This is a genomic window from Pseudomonas sp. TE12508, from assembly GCF_056279485.1.
Genome location: NZ_JBWCCN010000016.1, coordinates 90,461 through 106,761 on the forward strand (window position 1 = coordinate 90,461; position 16,301 = coordinate 106,761).

Sequence of the window (16,301 nt, forward strand, 5' to 3'; positions counted from 1 at the left end):
GTTTCCTGAGTTTTTTGTTGTTCAAATTGAGTGGTCGAACTTTCCTGGTGCGTCTTCAAAAAACTGAGTCGATACTGCCATTTTGCTACCCAACGAGGGATACTCAGCCACAATTGTCAATACCTCGGTGGCATCAACTCCCCCGCAGCGATTAAAGGGATTTACATGACTAATACATACAAAGGAACCTCTGCTCAGCCCGTTTGGTTCGTCGGTGCAGCCTATGGAAAAACGGATGACCAGACGCAACGATTTCTGAGCGAAGGGATCTGGGAAAATGGCTACAACGACAAGCACCTGGACCTTGTCCGGAGCATGCAAGTCGGCGAGCGCATTGCAATCAAATCGTCCTATACCCAGTTACACGACTTGCCGTTCGATAATCGAGGTAATCGAGTTTCGGTTATGGCGATCAAGGCGATCGGTGTCATCACCGGAAATCGCAATGACGGAAAGCAAGTCAGTGTTAATTGGACGCCGCTTCAGCCAGGACGTAAATGGTATTTTTACACCCATCGGGGCACCATCTGGCGTGTAGTGCCTGGCGACTGGAAGAACGATGGGCTGATTGCCCTAACGTTCGACGATGCACCTCAAGACATTCAGCGCTTTTGCAACGCCCCATATTGGAGAGCGCGCTTCGGAAGCCAAGGGGCAGGTCTCGAAAAGTTTGCCTGGACCCGTTTCTACATGGCTATTGCAGATGGACTGCTTGAGTACCGACACAATCGAAAAGCCTTGGTGGCAGGACTGCAGGAGATATCAACCCGAGTGGCAGCACTTGGTTACCTTGACGCTGATACCTATCCGAATGGCGAGCGCGGCTTTGTACGGGATATTTGTCCGTTCACCGTAATGGGGGCGTTCAACCGGCAAACCACGGAGATAAACCGTCAAACCATCGCGGCTGAGATAGCGAAATTTCTGGGTGTAGATCAGTCGGTGCCCAAATCTTTTGAAGGTGTGCCGGTGCTGCACAACCTGAAGTCCTGGTTCTTCCCTCCGGAGAATAAACGCGATGCTGATCATGTCGATTCCCTGTGGGATACTTTTGCGGCTGCAATCGTCTACGCCGACAGTGAAGGAGATCGGGGAGAGGTGGCGCGAGCGGCTTTTGCTAAAGCCTTCGAGAACAGCAATGGGCGTCTAGGTGTCGCCTGGAACCTGACAATGGGACTTTACTGGGCCAGGCCCTGGGCCCTACTCAGTCTCGATGAGCTCTCCAGGAAGTTCATCAGGAACACGCTGGCCATTGCCATCAACACGAATGGCCCGAGTAAACGTTGTAACGCTTCGGATTACCTCCAGGTGGTAGATATCCTTGAACCTCGATTTCAGGAGCCCTCATATCCTGCCCACTCTTTCCCAGAGTTGTCGCTTCAAGCGTGGAGCTTTGAGCCTGAAGTAATTCTGGATAACGACGAAGAGCTCCAAGAAGAATTAAGCGCGGATGAAGCGTTGGAGGTAGGTGGTGTCGAAGAAACGATCGTCGTGTATTCGGCTATACCGGCCTATACCTTGGACGACATACTCATAGAAGGTTGCTTCTTGGAGTACGTCGAGCTGGAAAGCATGCTCATTCGTTTGCGTGAGAAGAAGAATCTCATTCTTCAAGGCCCGCCCGGTACAGGTAAGACGTGGCTGGCCAAGCGGCTGGCTTTCGCATTGATTGGCGCACGAGACATCAAGAAAATCCGCTCGGTGCAGTTCCATCCGAACCTGTCCTATGAAGACTTCGTAAGAGGTTGGCGTCCTAACGGTCAGGGCGGTCTTGCCTTGGCTGAGGGTGTTTTCATGGAGGCAATCAAAGCCGCGCTGAAAACTCCCGATTCGACTTTTGTAGTCGTTATCGAGGAGATTAATCGGGGTAATCCGGCGCAAATATTTGGTGAACTTCTGACTTTGTTGGAGGCGGGTAAACGCACTCCGAGCGAAGCGCTGGAGTTGAGCTATCCAGACTCCGACGGCAATCGAACCTCCGTGCATATTCCTGAAAACCTCCATGTCATTGGTACCATGAACATAGCGGATCGATCACTGGCTCTGGTCGACCTGGCTCTGCGGCGTAGATTCGCGTTCATCGGGTTGACCCCGAGGTTGGGTAATCGCTGGCGCAAGTGGGTGACCGAACAGGCTGGTGTCGATGCACGACTGGCGCAGGACATCGAACAGCGAATGGCTCAGCTCAATGCCAAAATTGCAGAGGATGATAGGCTCGGTCAGCAATTTCAGATCGGCCATAGCTACGTAACGCCGAGCAATTTGCTTGAAGAGGGCACTACGCGAGACTGGTTCATTCGAGTGGTCGAAACCGAAATTTCTCCGTTGCTTGATGAGTATTGGGCGGATACACCTGCCAGAGCAAAAGAGGCGGTGGCAAATCTTTTGTCGGGTTGGTGATATGACTGACTTGACGCAAGGGGGGGCGCCGCAAGCCTTCGAGAGAACTGTCGGCCGTATCCCGGTCAGAAATCTTTGGCTTCTGATGCTGTATGCCTCGGATCTTTACCGGACACTCGGCCAAGCCAGGACTGCGAGTGAAACCATGCCGGATGAGTTGCCTCGCTTGGTTGGCGAGATCCTGGCCAATGCCGTCGAAGCTCGTATGCGACGGCACCTAGGGCTTGGTTATCAGCATAGCGAAAAAATCCTCAACCGAGTTCGCGGGCGAATTGACGTTCTGACCACCGAGCGCAGGCAGTTGCTGATGCGCGGTCAGATAGCCTGCCGGTTCGACGAGCTGACACTGGACACTTCGCGTAATCGCTTCGTACGCGTGGCCCTGGAAAAGGTATCCGGGCTGCTGTATCAGCACCCCGTTGGTAGACGCTGTCGTCAACTCGCGCAGCGCATGACCGAGATGGGGGTATCTGATCAGGGGGTGAATCGCTCACAGATCGACCTTGATCGATTTGGCGCGCACGATTCGGCGGAGCGCCTGATGGTTTCTGCTGCGAAACTGGCCTACGACATGGCATTGCCCAATGAGTCTGAGGGCAAGCATTTTGTGCAGCAGCCTGAACGGGATGAGGTCTGGGTGCGTCGCCTGTTCGAGAAGGCAGTGGTAGGTTTTTATCGTGTGGCGCTGACGGATGGGTGGATCGTACGGCCTGGTGTGAAATTAAAATGGTTTTCCAGCGATCGTACTCCTGGTCTAAATTCGGTCTTCCCGCAGATGACCGTTGATATGATTCTTGAAAACTTGGATTTGGGGCAGCGGATGGTGATCGATACCAAGTTCACGTCCATCTACACGAAAAGTAATTACCGAGACGAGACTCTGCGTAGCGGTTACCTCTATCAGATTTACGCGTACCTTCGCTCACAGGTCGCTGACTCGGACATCCTCGCACAGAGCGCCAGTGGATTGCTGTTGCACCCTGCCATAGGTGAAACAGTCGATGAAAGTGTTGTCATACAGAGACACTACATCCGCTTTGCGACGGTGGATCTTGCTGCGAGCAGTAGAGACATTCGTGAGCAACTGCTGAGGATGATAAAACCGGATCCACGTTGCACAGCTTGATTTTTCGGTATGGGAGGACTCAGCTTCTGCTGAGCCTACCTAGCCGGGGGGGCTCAGTTAGATGCAGCGGTTTTTAGACTGTCCGAGTTGCTTGCTTGGTTAATACACATATCGATCACGGATTTTTTTTGTGTCTCATCTTTCGCAAGGTTCACGAGCGCGATGCATTGCTCGATCACACCTCTTGTATGGATACCTTGGGTCAGATTTTGGGCAGCGACACCGGTGGAAAACATTTTGCCTAAATTTTGCGAGAGTCCGGTGCTTTGGCCGTTGTCAACATTTGAGGCAAAGCTGCCGAATACGGACATGGCATCGCGCTGACTAATATCAAAGGTTTTCTCAAGCGCTCTTCTGTCTTCGTCCACTTTGTCGTCCAAACGTGTGATTTTTTCTTTCAGCGGCTCGACAGCAACTTTTACTTCATTGCTACTCAAAGGTTCTTTTTTATCGAGTTTTTCCTGAATGGTTTGGGGCAGTATCTGGGTGCTCTTAAGCTCTATGATATCGTCGGTCAGGGCTTTCTTTATCACGGAAGCCTGAGCTTTGGGAGCTGAGCTAAGCGTTTCGACTGATTTGTTATAGCTTTCCACCTGAGCATCCAATGTCTTCAGTTTTGCAATGGCTTCATCTCGGCTTTCCAACGTTTTAGTCAATTGTTCTATCTTCATTTTTTGCTCGGCTTGCCGCTTTTGGTCTTCAGCGCTGTTCTGATGGCCCCTGCCATAGGTGGCATAGATTTCCTTTAGTTTCGTGTCATCTGCAGAGCCTTCCTTCTTGGAAACGGCAACCGGAACGTAGGCCGCATCCACATTTTTAAAACCCAAGTTGAAGGTGACGCCGGTTGACTCGGTGGTAGGAGCCGAGATATCGATCCCCAGAACTTGTTTCGAGGTGTAGACCAGCGGAGCTTGTTGCAATGGAGCACACCCACTGATCAGAAAGGTGATGGCGAGCAAGCATTTATTCATTCTGAACTCCCTGTAGGGGGAAGGTGCAAATGTTGTTAAGTTCCACTTTCGCGGTATCGAGAGTTACCAAAAGCTCTTTTGTGGCGTCACGTGTAGGGTTTATAAAAACGGCGGCACACTTATCCTTAGATATTGCGAGATAGGTTTCCCTAGCATAGCCCAGGGAAACACCTGTGGGGCTTGTCACTACCCCAATCCCAAAGCTTTCAATGTAAACGGCCTCATCGAGCGGTGAGGTGTTAATGGTGAAGATAGGTAATCCAAAACGCTGCTGGACGCGAGTGCTACCTTCATAGACGTTGATGACACTACAGCTCGAGACGCAAGAAGCTAACAATACGATGGATGCGACAGCTAAAATTTTATATGAGGCGTTACGACGTTCCTTCGTGGGGCGTGAACGGATCTGCACAAAGTACCCCGCTGAGTTAAAATCGCACCGTGCCTTAAGTGATAGATGATTTTACTTGAATGTCAAATCGCCTGGTCGCGATTTTTCGGATGCCATACTTAACATGTCCGCCATTTCTGCTTTACGAACAGAATTACGGCAGCAGATCCTAGGCATCGAAATGGAATAGTTGAGTAGTGATTTACCGATCAACCTGGCGGGTATCGTTGTAGCCCTTTATAGAACGCGAACTCATCCATGATCAGTCGCTTGGGTTGTACTTGTGGTTAGCTTTTAATCGAAATAATCAATTGAAAACAAAAGAAAAAATGTGTGGGTTTTTGGGTGTTGTTCCCTCATTTTGTTTCCTGGTTTTTTTGGTTTTTATTACAGGTTTTTTCGGGATTTCCCCGGTAAGAATATGCCTGGAGGGCCAAGAGTAAATGAAGGGGAATGCTTGCTGGTAGGCAGGTCGTTTGAAAATGTCGCAGTGGCGACACGCAATGCTTTAGATATGCGGACCGTGATAAATTCACGGTCCGCTACTCGCGGATATTGCCCTTTGTTTTCGTTCACCATGCGAGGGGCGTCAAGGTTTGAACCTCTCACTCATTTGCAGCTTCTTCGATAGGTACCAATTCTGCCTCGCTATGTTCGTCGTCATCGTTGATCGTCATGGATGCAGGCAGGCGTTTAATTACCTTAACGCCCAAATCGACGAACTTGTCGACTGTTTTGGTCAGGCTGCCGTGTTCACCACTCAGAGTGGTCATACTTTCTGTGTACGTCTTCTGTACGGTTGAGAGCTGGTTGCCCAGCCTTTCCATTTTCTCCACAAACACCCGCAATTTGTTGTAAACCTTGGAGGCCTGCTGGGCGAGTTCAAAGGTACTTTGATTCTGTCGCTGAATGCTCCAGAGGTTTGAAACGACACGCAGTACTGGCAACAGTGTGGTTGCGGTGACAATTGCTATCCGTTGCTCATAGGCCGACTGAAAAACGGATGGACTGTGTTCGGCGGCGACCAGATACGCAGGTTCCACGGGCATGAACAAGAACACGAAATCAGGTGAGTTCATCCCGGTCAATTCCGGGTATTTCTTACCGGCGAGGCTGCTAATGTGAGTTTTCAGTGCGAGTACATGTGCAACCAGTGCGGTGGCACGTCCCTCATCGGTCTCTGCTGACACATAGTCTGTATAGGCCACCAAGGACATCTTGCTGTCGATGATGATGTGCTTGCCTTCCGGTAATTGAATGACAAAATCTGGTCGATTATTTTCAGCATCGTCATTCTTGAAGTTGGCTTCTCGTTGGTACTCGAAGCCTTTGCGCAAACCTGCTTGCTCAAGCAGCATTTCAACCTTCTGCTCGCCCCACGTCCCCTGCAGCTTTTTGTCACCTTTTAGCGCCTTAGTGAGGTTTGACGCCTCGGTGGTGATCTGCGCATTCAGCTCCATCAGCTTGCCTAGTTCGCTCTTCATTGAACTTTGGCCCTGCACTGTATCGGTGTGCACTTGATCGACCCGCTGCCGAAAAGACTCCAGCTGATCCTTGAAAGGTTTCAGCAAGGCGTTGAGCCCTTGGCGACTTTGCTCTGAAAAGCTTTGCTGCTTAGTTTCAAAAATATGGTTTGCGAGGTTTTGAAACTCCTGTTTGAGTTGCTCCTTGTTCTCTTGCAGTAACTGGAGCTTTTCATCTGCCGCCTGTTGGTCTTTCTGTCGGCCGGTGTTGAGTTGCGCGACGTCTGCTTGTGCTTCGCTCAGCGTATTGCGCAGGTTACGCAGTTCGCTTTCCAGGCTAAGCACTTTTACTCGCGTATCGTCTAGATTCTGTTTTTGTTCTACGGCTTGCCCGAGCTGCTCACGCTGTTTCTTGGACTCTTCACTTATATTTTCCAACCGTTGATTCAGCTCCGCGTTCAGACTCTTGACCTCAGTCAGCTGCAGCGATTGCTCCGCGCTTTGGCCCAACTGCTCGCTTTGAGTCCTCAACTGCTCCTGGGCTTTTTCGAAACGAAGGTGCAGAGCCTCATTGGCAGTTTTGAGTTCAGTCAACTGTTTGCCCTGCTCTAGGCTCTGCCCTAGCTGCTCACGCTGTTTCTCGGACTCTTCACTAATATTTTCCAACCGTTGATTCAGCTCCGCGTTCAGACTTTTGAACTCGGCCAGCTGTAGCGATTGCTCCGCGCTTTGTCCCAATTGCTCGCTTTGTGCCTTCAACTGCTCCTGAGCTTTTTCGAAACGAAGGTGCAGAGCCTCGCTGGAAATTTTGAGTTCGGTCAGCTGTTTGCCTTGCTCCAGGCTCTGCCCAAGTTGTTCCCGTAGGGAAGTGTTCTCATTTTGCTGTTCGCGGATCTGCGCCGAATGCTCTTCGATTTTCTTGGTATTAGTAATAATTTGAGCGATTTTGTCCTGTGTCCGCGCCTGCTCTGCAATCAGCTTTTCTTGTGAGGCGCTCACCTGTGTAGCCAGGATTTTCTCAATATTACGCATCTCGTCCAACGCATTGCGCAATTCTTGATGCTGAGCCTGTTGCTCCGAAAGCTCATTGACCAATTGATTTTCACGTTGTTTGGCCAGAGCCAGGTCACTCGACAATTGCTGTTGATCGGTTTGTGCTTTGCTGTGCAACTCGGCGGTTAGCTGAGCCGCTTTGCTAGCGAAAAAGCGGCTTCCAACCCAATAGCCGATTATAAGAAACGCGAGACTGAGGGCAAAAAAAATCGAGAGTGTGATGAGGTCCTGAGGCATCGTGAAATCCTTTCGAGAGGAGTTTCCGGTTAAAAAGCACTGATATCTAGATGATGGCATTGCGCGTCTGAAGCATAGACGGTCAATAAGATAGGACGAGCAAATAGTCCTTTATTTGGCCTCTTTTTCTCAAAATTCCGACGACGGCGAGATCGATTCTGATTGATACGTCGACCTGTACATCTGGCGACTCTTTTCGTGATTAACGACATATTGTTGTTTGCGTAAGCGAGGTAAGGGCATCACTCCCCTTGGCCATTTCCAGTGGATCACTATGCAATGAGGCTCATCTGCACTTGAGAAGGATTCAATGTAGGAGGCGTTAATTTCCGATCACTTATAGCTTTACCGCTTATTGCGCGAGGGCTAAGGTGATGGCGAAAGGACATAAAAATGACGTATGTCCAGGGATGGTTTTTAGGCGAGTTGTCGTACTACAGACACTGCCCAGTCCCCTCCCATTTTTCTCGTTACACCGAGGAAGAAAAGCCAGTCAGGTTTTCTTTCCGTATCGCCACTGTCTGAAAAACGACCCGGCTTCGAGCGAACTGACGGTCGTGCGCGTAAGTACTAGGCAGTGCTAACGGTTTGATTCTTTGAAGGCAGTGGATATGGATTACTCGACGTTGTTGCGGCTGTGGGAAGGCGCGAGCTCTGAGCAGTTGATCGCACCCAAGGTAGTCATCGGCCTGGTCGTTGTTTTATGCCTCTGGTACCTCGTACGCTATTTTTACCGATCCTTCAGATTAAGCCGCCGTCTGAAAAAAATGACTGCAAGCCTGGTCCGCGCCAAGACACTTCCACCTGCCGGGCTTCGGCCCGAGCTCGAGCGGTTATTCAAAGGGACAAGACTAGAGAATTCGTGGGATGAGTACTCGGAAACCTTGCACGACCAATTTGAGTATCGAGAAGGTGAGCAGGTGTTGGTCCGTTCGCGCGCGACTGCTGGGGCTGCCCACTTTTTTTCAGTGCAAAGTGTGATTGAAACGCCACTGGGCACAGAGTTTTACAAGCATCTGCCTGGAATTTTGACTGGGATCGGCATTGTCGGTACGTTTTTCGGATTGATGTTGGGGCTGCAGCACTTTGATCCGAGTACTCCCGAGCAGGTAAATGCCAGCGTCGATAAGCTTCTCAAGGATGTGTTGTTCGCCTTTATTGGTTCGTTCATCTCCATCATGGCCTCCATTGCCGTCACGATTACCGAAAAGTGGCGGCTGGGTCGATGCTACAAGCATCTGGAAAAACTGAATGAAACAATCGATGGTCTTTTCGACAGTGGTGTAGGCGAGGAGTACCTCGCTGAACTGGTTAGGTCCAGTGCTGAAAGTTCGGTACAAACCCGTCAACTAAAAGACAGTCTGGTCACGGACTTGCGGGAAATGCTGCAAAACCTCGTCGATACCCAGGTTCGCGAAAGTCTTAGGTTGGCCGACACGCTGTCCACGACTTACCGCGATTCTGGGCAATTGCTTGCCGATCAAATCAGCGGTGCGATCGAAAATAGTTTGAAATCCCCACTTGAAGCCATTGCTGGTGCCGTGCAAACGGCGAGCGGCGATCAATCCGGCCTGGTGCAGAATCTGCTGCAGGATGTGCTGATCGCTTTCATGAACAAGCTTGAAGGAATGTTCGGCCAGCAATTCAATGGTCTGCACGAAATGATGGGGCAGTCCATGGCGACTATGCAGTCGATGCAACAATGCTTCGCTACCCTCATCCAGGACATGCGTTCGGCCAGCGAGACGTCTACTCAAACCAGCTCCACCATGATTGCGCAGTTACTGGCGGATATGCAGGCCGGGCAGAACGCCATGCAAGCAGGCATGAACGAGATGTTAGCTAACTTGCAAGTATCGATCACTCGCATTGGTAACGAAGGCGAGGACGCGGGGGCTCGTATGGCGCAGCAGTTAGAGAAGCTGTTTGCTGATAGCGAAGCCCGTCAGGAAGCCATGGCGGAAAATCTCCAAGCGTTCGTTGAATCCATCAAGCAGAACATTGGCCGGGGCCAGCAAGATACGATGGCCGAAATCGCGAGCTCTGTGGAAGTGCTCGGTGAGCAGTTGTCCTCGGTCTTCAAGCAACTAGAGTTGGGACGGCAGCAGATGGATCAGTCCACTCGTGCCGCTCAGGCAGATCTCCATCAGGGAATGCGGGAGGTCGTTGGCGGATTGGATGGACAGGTTAAAACTTTACTGCAGGCGATTGCCGAGCAACAAAAATCATCCCAGGACACCATTAAGGCTCTGAGCGCACAAACCGAGCAACATTTGCAGAGCATGCAGCTCGGAGCGGACAAAATGCATGCCGCTGCCGAACGCTTTGAAAGCGCAGGGCAGAGTGTCGCTAAGGCCAGCGAGTCGACAGCTGGGTTGCTAGGCACGGTTCAAGGTGCTGGCAGCGAGCTTGCACTGGCCTCTCACGAGTTGAATAACGTTGTTGCTGACTATCGAAATAATCGTGAGGCGATGAGCAAAACTCTCGCTGTGATCGAGGGGATTGTTGCCAGTGCTCAGGTTGAGGCTGGTGGACGTAGCCAGTATCTGCTGGATCTGAAACAGCAGACTGAGCGGATGCAATCGCTCAATCGTGAGGTTCAGGAGTACTTGGAGAATATCAGCAGCGTGCTGGGCAGCGGTTTCAAAGAGTTCGGCGATGGGATGGACAGAGTCCTAAGTCAAACCCTTGGTAGTTTGGATAACGAATTAGACAAAGCAGTTAAGAGCCTGGCGGCGGGTGTTGAGGGTGTGAGGGATAGCGTCGAAGCCTTCATTGATGTAGCCGAAGCAGCCAGATAATAACGGAGGCTCGCCCATGCTTGGTAAACGAATGCCTTCGACTGCTCGCTCCAAGGATGAAGGGGAAAAGCCGTTCTGGATTTCTTTCGCTGACCTGATGACGGCGATGATGATTCTGTTTCTAGTCGTAATGGTGGCATCACTCAGTTCGGTGACACAGCGAATAAACCAGGCTGAACAGGGGGAAAAACAGCGAACTCAAGACATTGTACGGCTATGTGATCATCTGAAACTTAAGGCGCGTAACTCCAGTACCACAATCTTGGTGGACTGTAAGGACAACCGTATCAGCTTCGGCGAGGCGGGACGTTTTGGTCATAACTCGTACTCCTTGAGTGATCAGGGGCAAACCGCTCTCCAGGATGTCTTGCCCTTGATCCTGGACGCCGCGGACAGCGAGGAAGGCCGTAAGTGGTTCAAGCAAGTAGTCATCGAAGGTTTCACTGACACGATTGGTTCGTATCTATACAACTTGCATCTGTCCTTGCAGCGTTCGGAATGGGTCATGTGTAGCCTGCTAGACAGCCGTAGTCCTCTACAGAAAGGCCTTTCTGCGGAGCGTCAGCAACAGATTCGGTCAATGTTCCTGGCCGGTGGTGTTTCATTCAATAACGCCAAAGATACCAATGAGGCCAGTCGTCGTGTCGAACTGCGGATGCAGTTCTACGGGTTGAAAGAGCAGGGGGAGAACCTCAAGGCTGAAGTTCCGGTATTTATCGGTACTGAATCGGAGAAATGCCAGTTGGTAATGACACCATGACCAATGCGTTGGCAAAACTAACGGCATCTATAGAACTAGGCCTGATCGCATATAGTCTCGCCGTCGCGCCTGAACCTTTGACCAGGTTTCCTCGTTTGCAGAAAGCCAGTGTCGATTTGTATGAGCGCTTTGATCGCGCCAAGAAAGCATTGCTTCCTCCTCAGGAAAAGCGCCGTGTAGCTATCAACAGATTCAGAAACGCCCTATCGCTAAATCCCTCTGAATGGCGGATGGTTTTTGCCGGCTTGGCTGACAAGAGCGAAAGGGTCGGGCCGCTGCTTGAAGATGAACAGCTTTTTGATCGAGTGCACAGCGAGGTCCGCCAGCGTATAGAACGGCAAAAATTTAGTAGGCGCGATTGGTTGGCGCTGTGCTTTAGCTATTTTGGTTACGAGTCGGATACGCCGGCTGATAATGCCAATTGGTGTGTGCTCCGCGATGATGTCCGCCAAGGCTTCGAATGTGTGAGAAGTCAGCAGAAACGCGAGAAAGAATGGATTCAAATCGTCCAACATCATCAGGAACTATTCACTGATCAAGCCGGAGCGATGCTTGGTGAGCTGATGTTCAACGGCGAGATCAGCGACTTGTCGTTGCTTCAAACCATCGCGCAGATACCTGTTAGCAGTTGGTTATGGCGTCGGATTTTCAACGTGCTGCTGTCGCGAATCTCCAATCTGGATGACGTTGAGTTTTCGAAGCGCATACCAGATTTCGTTGAGATAGGTCAGCTATATGATCGGTATTTGAACGACATCTTAATAGCTTGCCTAACCCGCTATCACCACGCGTACTATCGCGAACAGCCGTCGACACTGCTCAAGCAAACGGCACAAGATAATTGGGGAAGCCCGCAAATTCTCTCCAAGCAAAACAGCTGGCTGCAGTATGTGAAAAAAGACGTCTGTGCCATGGTCGTCGCCTGGTTTGCTAAAGAGGATCTTGAGCATTTCTTCAAACTGCTCAAGGGAGACGCCGAGGTTGATCAGGCACGACTGCACTACTGGCTGCGTTTTGCTAACCAGATGAGCTACACGCGGATTGTTATGGGGGCAGATGCCTGGAATGAACGTGGTAGAGATTTTGTTCATTTCCGCGAAAAAAATAAAGGACGTTTAGGCAAGTTGATGGGCGGTCCTGGTCACAACAATGCCGTGATAATGCAGATTGGGAAATACCTTTTCGTAGAGTTTTCAGGTACGGGCAACGCTTGCTTTGTGTACAAGGCAGACGATGCCCCATTCAATCCGGAAAAGTATCAGCTTGATTTGAAATCTGATCTTAAGCAGGCAGACAGGGCAGTGCAGCGGATGCTGCATACCCCGGCACCCTCCAGACCTACTCGAATTGAAGGCTGGCTGCACAAATTTGATAACGCTCTGCGCGGGCTTCGTATATCCATTCAAAGTCAAACTGGTGAGACAAATATTGTTAAGCCAAGGCAGGCACCTTATGCCTATGAGGCCCAAGTCCAGGAAGCGTTGAAAAGCATCGAGCACCAAATCTTTGATATGCGATCCAAAGGGGGGGTTTACCAAGTTCAGTTGAGCCAAGAAGACTTGTCTGCTATAGCGGCGTTACAGCGCCTTGGCTTCAAACCCGTTAGTGCGAACCCACTGAGGTTCTGGAAAAAATGATGTTCAAACGTTTTCTATCCAGTAGCGGCCTGCTGCCGAAAGCTCCTTCTATGGACCAACAGCTCGCTTACCGGGTTGAAGAGCAGGGCCTCAGCTTCCCACTAACCCTCGCCAACGATGCCAAGTCGTGGCCATTGGCAAGTTATCTGGATCAGTTGGAGGAGGAAGAATATGCCTCACAATTGAGTGACAGCTGGCTGCTGCCCTGGGATGAGCTGTATAGGCTACTCGACAATCCTGAGCACATCACAAGCCTGCCTTTACTTGGCCTGCCGCGGTTGTCCGGGCTGCTCCCTCAACTCAGCAGTCATGGGAGCCTCGCGTCGGATGACTTTAAGGTGTCCATTGGAGCATGGCGGGATGCAGTATCAAGCGCCACCGTACAGTTTCAGCGCACGGGTGCCATTGTCCAATACGGAGGGAAAACCGAGCTGCTGCCTGAAGCTGCCTGGATGCTGCTCGGAGCAGTACGTCAGCTCTACATGTCCCAACAAGAAAAACCGGGTGAAGCTACAAACCAGATCGGATGGTCAAGCATTCGCAAGTTAGCCCGTAAGGCGAGGGCGGGCATGGACGGCTTCCTCGAAAAGACGATCGTGATCAAGCCTGAAAGCTTGCGGCTGAACCCTCGAAAATCGACTTTCGGGAACACTCCCGTTATTGAGTTGGAGCCCTCGTTCGAAGGCCAACCGACAAACTGGTTAGAGAGCTTTGATGCTCACAAGCAAGTTCAGGATCGGTACCGCGTTACTGATGCAGACGGGTGTCTGACCCATGTACTGATCGAACCGGAAGTAAAGTCGGTGCTGGATTATGTGCGCTCGCTTCCTGGGCGGCGAGTTGCTGGCGATGATGCGCTCTCGTTTGTACGTAATCCATACAGCGTATTGGGGGACAGCGCGGGTCACGTTCTGGATGCCGACACTTACGAAAAAGAGCTTGCTGACGCAGGGATTTTTTTCCACCGCTTTCTTCTGGGGCCTGAGCTTGATGAGGCTGGTCTGCGCATCTTAAGTGTGAAATTAACCCTCGAGCCTATTTCGCCTACACCACAAGATCCGGTCGAAATGTTTTTCAGCGCGGCTTACGAGTTTGCTCCCTTCGTCCACGAGTTACAGCTCAAGCTCGCAGCTGGGATGCCGGCCGGGTTTTGGCAGGGGTACGAACTTGAGCTCAGCGACTTCGACTTGCGTCAGATGTCGGGCATCGGAGAGCTGCTCAAACGTTGGCAAAATGAAGCCGCTGGTGCCGAATTCGACTCGGTATTGGACCTTTCACTCTATGGCGATAGAGTCACTGGAATTGGAGAGGCCGAGCGAATCACCTCGCCCTTCCTAGTAAAAGAGGCGACGGAGAATTGGCTACCCAGGGATATAGCTGATCTTGGCTTGGATGCCGAAATACTAGGCCGGTGGAATCCCTCTGATCGAGAGCATTTTGACGCGTTTGAGCGACGCTTGGATGAAGCCCGCGCGGCAGGTGACAACACAGTCTTCCTGTATGAATCGGAAACGTCTTTATCGATTTCTGCTGCGGAGCAATTACTCGACGTCTGGTCGAAGAAAATAAGTACACCTTCAACCCCATCTCAAGACAAGGTTGAGAAGACCAGTCGCGCAGTTCTCCAAATCGGCCATAACATTGATGAGCCCACATATGTTCAGCTTCGCCAAGCGGCGCTGCGAGCCGCCCTGGATGCTCAGCCTGAACTACCTTCGTTGCTCAAGCCTGAAGTCGAGTTGAGAGAGCACCAGCTTCAGGGGGTGGCATGGCTACAGCAGCTATTCCGCTTATCTCCATCTGACGTATCTGGCTGCTTGCTCGCGGATGACATGGGATTGGGTAAGACAATCCAGTTGCTGACTTTTTTGGTTTGGTACCTTGAGCAATATCCTCAGGACAAACCGACACTGATCGTGGCGCCCGTTTCGTTACTGGATAACTGGGAGCGTGAGCTACAGCGATTCTTTTTCTCTGACGCTATCCCTGTTCTCAAGCTATACGGTGCCGAGCTGAGCGCCGTGAAATTCAAGAAAGATGAAATTCCCAATGATTTGAAAGCCAAGGGCATCAAAAATCTGCTTCGCCCGGGTTGGATTGGCGGAGCTCGAATCGTATTGACCACTTACGAAACACTTCGCGATCAGGAGTTCTCTCTTGCTCGCCAGCAGTGGTCAATTGTCGTATGCGATGAGGCGCAGAAGCTCAAGAACCCAGCGGCATTGGTAACTCAGGCCATCAAGGCTATTCCTGCGCGATTCCGGGTGGCGTGTACCGGTACTCCCGTCGAGAATACCTTGATCGACCTCTGGTGCCTGTTCGATTTTATCCAGCCGGGATTCCTGGGTGGACTCAATCAGTTTGGTCGCGAATATCAGCGGCCGATTGAAGCGGCCCTCGAGCGAGACCCAGCAACGCTAGAGCGACTGAGGGTCCTGATTGACCCGCAAACGTTGCGGCGTACCAAGCAGGATATCGCAAAGGATCTACCGGCCAAGATCGAGGATACCGCCTGCCGCTCCCTGGCTATGCATACCTTGCAACGCAATCTCTACCTGTCCGAAATTACGGCCTACAGCCAGAAACAACAGCTAGAGGAACATCTCGATCAGAAAACCTCGGGCATGCTTGGCCTGCTTCATAAGCTCAAGCTCATTTGTGCTCATCCCTACAGCGTTCAGCCAGACCAACGCTTGCGTGAGCACTCCCCCAAACTGTGCTGGCTGATGCAGACACTAGAGTCCATCAAGAAAGCCGGCAAAGGTGACAAGGTCATTGTCTTCACCGAGTTGCGGGATATTCAGCGCGAATTGCAGCATGCCATTTTGGAGCGTTTTGGATTCCGCGCGACTGTTATCAATGGTGACACCAGTACCAGCAGTCAGAGTGCGAACAGTCGGCAGAGATTGATCGACCAGTTTCAGGAACTGCCAGGGTTTGCGGTGATTATTCTGTCGACCATCTCTGTAGGGTTCGGCGTGAACGTGCAGGCGGCTAACCACGTGATCCACTTCACTCGCTGCTGGAACCCAGCCAAGGAAGATCAGGCTACAGATCGTGCTTATCGGATAGGGCAGGAGAAGGATGTATATGTGTATTACCCGACGATCCGGGATTCTGAAATGCCTACCTTTGAGGCGACCCTTGATGAACTGCTGAGTAAACGGCGGTCGCTGGCGCGGGACATGCTAAGTGGGTCAGCAGAGATCCAGACGTCCGAGTTTGGTGAGTTGCTAGGTGCACGCTAGGCAAGGCCAGCAAATTTCCTCGCCAAGATTACACCGTGGTTTATGGGATCATGCGAAAGCCATATACCGACGGATCGATTGACTTACCGTTCTTTAGTAAAGTCAGCCTACAAGCAGCTTGTGAGCGAATCCGTCAGTTCGGGCTTTCCATTGCAATTGAGCTTATAGACAAGCCTGCTTAACGACCTCCAGAGAAGTGTGTTTAGCGCTTACG

The 16,301-nt window shown here is 51.3% G+C and carries 8 protein-coding genes and 1 pseudogene; 7 read left to right on the plus strand and 2 right to left on the minus strand.

The genetic code is table 11. The features are described from left to right. Window positions 1–165 precede the first annotated feature (165 nt). Entirely contained in the window at window positions 166–2,400 is a 2,235-nt protein-coding gene (locus ACZ9IM_RS21800) for an McrB family protein (protein WP_476224919.1), read from the plus strand. Beyond that, window positions 2,333–3,526, plus strand: a complete 1,194-nt coding sequence (gene mcrC, locus ACZ9IM_RS21805) for a 5-methylcytosine-specific restriction endonuclease system specificity protein McrC (RefSeq protein WP_476224920.1) — start codon at window positions 2,333–2,335, stop codon at window positions 3,524–3,526. Before ACZ9IM_RS21800 ends, mcrC begins: the two co-directional genes overlap by 68 nt. A gap of 53 nt (window positions 3,527–3,579) precedes the next feature. Here mcrC and ACZ9IM_RS21810 read toward each other — a convergent pair whose 3' ends face one another. Further along, on the minus strand, window positions 3,580–4,497 hold the full coding sequence (locus ACZ9IM_RS21810) for a hypothetical protein (RefSeq protein WP_476224921.1): 918 nt from the start codon (window positions 4,495–4,497) through the stop codon (window positions 3,580–3,582). Window positions 4,498–5,493: 996 nt separating this feature from the next. Further along, the gene (locus tag ACZ9IM_RS21815) at window positions 5,494–7,641 is read right to left on the minus strand and encodes a DNA recombination protein RmuC (RefSeq protein ID WP_476224922.1); all 2,148 of its coding nucleotides are present in this window, start codon (window positions 7,639–7,641) and stop codon (window positions 5,494–5,496) included. Window positions 7,642–8,252: 611 nt separating this feature from the next. Here ACZ9IM_RS21815 and zorA1 point away from each other — a divergent pair. The 5 genes and pseudogenes from zorA1 to ACZ9IM_RS21840 all read left to right on the plus strand — a co-directional run. Next, a complete protein-coding gene (gene zorA1, locus ACZ9IM_RS21820) occupies window positions 8,253–10,442 on the plus strand; it encodes a type I Zorya anti-phage system protein ZorA1 (RefSeq protein WP_476224923.1) in 2,190 nt (729 codons plus the stop codon). Window positions 10,443–10,458: 16 nt separating this feature from the next. Beyond that, on the plus strand, window positions 10,459–11,202 hold the full coding sequence (gene zorB1 / locus ACZ9IM_RS21825) for a type I Zorya anti-phage system protein ZorB1 (RefSeq protein ID WP_476224924.1): 744 nt from the start codon (window positions 10,459–10,461) through the stop codon (window positions 11,200–11,202). Then, window positions 11,199–12,839, plus strand: coding sequence for a type I Zorya anti-phage system protein ZorC (zorC, locus tag ACZ9IM_RS21830; RefSeq protein ID WP_476224925.1), 1,641 nt, complete (start codon window positions 11,199–11,201; stop codon window positions 12,837–12,839). The genes zorB1 and zorC overlap by 4 nt, the downstream gene beginning before the upstream one ends. Further along, window positions 12,839–16,087, plus strand: coding sequence for a type I Zorya anti-phage system protein ZorD (zorD, locus tag ACZ9IM_RS21835; protein ID WP_476224926.1), 3,249 nt, complete (start codon window positions 12,839–12,841; stop codon window positions 16,085–16,087). Before zorC ends, zorD begins: the two co-directional genes overlap by 1 nt. 20 nt (window positions 16,088–16,107) lie before the next feature. Continuing rightward, window positions 16,108–16,269: pseudogene (locus ACZ9IM_RS21840) on the plus strand (DUF6119 family protein); the annotation flags it as partial. Window positions 16,270–16,301 lie beyond the last annotated feature (32 nt).

Coding starts and splice junctions, on each gene's coding strand:
- ACZ9IM_RS21800 (WP_476224919.1), top strand. CDS start 166: ATGACTAATACATACAAAGGAACCTCTGCTCAGCCCGTTTGGTTCGTC.
- mcrC (WP_476224920.1), top strand. CDS start 2,333: ATGAGTATTGGGCGGATACACCTGCCAGAGCAAAAGAGGCGGTGGCAA.
- ACZ9IM_RS21810 (WP_476224921.1), bottom strand. CDS start 4,497: ATGAATAAATGCTTGCTCGCCATCACCTTTCTGATCAGTGGGTGTGCT.
- ACZ9IM_RS21815 (WP_476224922.1), bottom strand. CDS start 7,641: ATGCCTCAGGACCTCATCACACTCTCGATTTTTTTTGCCCTCAGTCTC.
- zorA1 (WP_476224923.1), top strand. CDS start 8,253: ATGGATTACTCGACGTTGTTGCGGCTGTGGGAAGGCGCGAGCTCTGAG.
- zorB1 (WP_476224924.1), top strand. CDS start 10,459: ATGCTTGGTAAACGAATGCCTTCGACTGCTCGCTCCAAGGATGAAGGG.
- zorC (WP_476224925.1), top strand. CDS start 11,199: ATGACCAATGCGTTGGCAAAACTAACGGCATCTATAGAACTAGGCCTG.
- zorD (WP_476224926.1), top strand. CDS start 12,839: ATGTTCAAACGTTTTCTATCCAGTAGCGGCCTGCTGCCGAAAGCTCCT.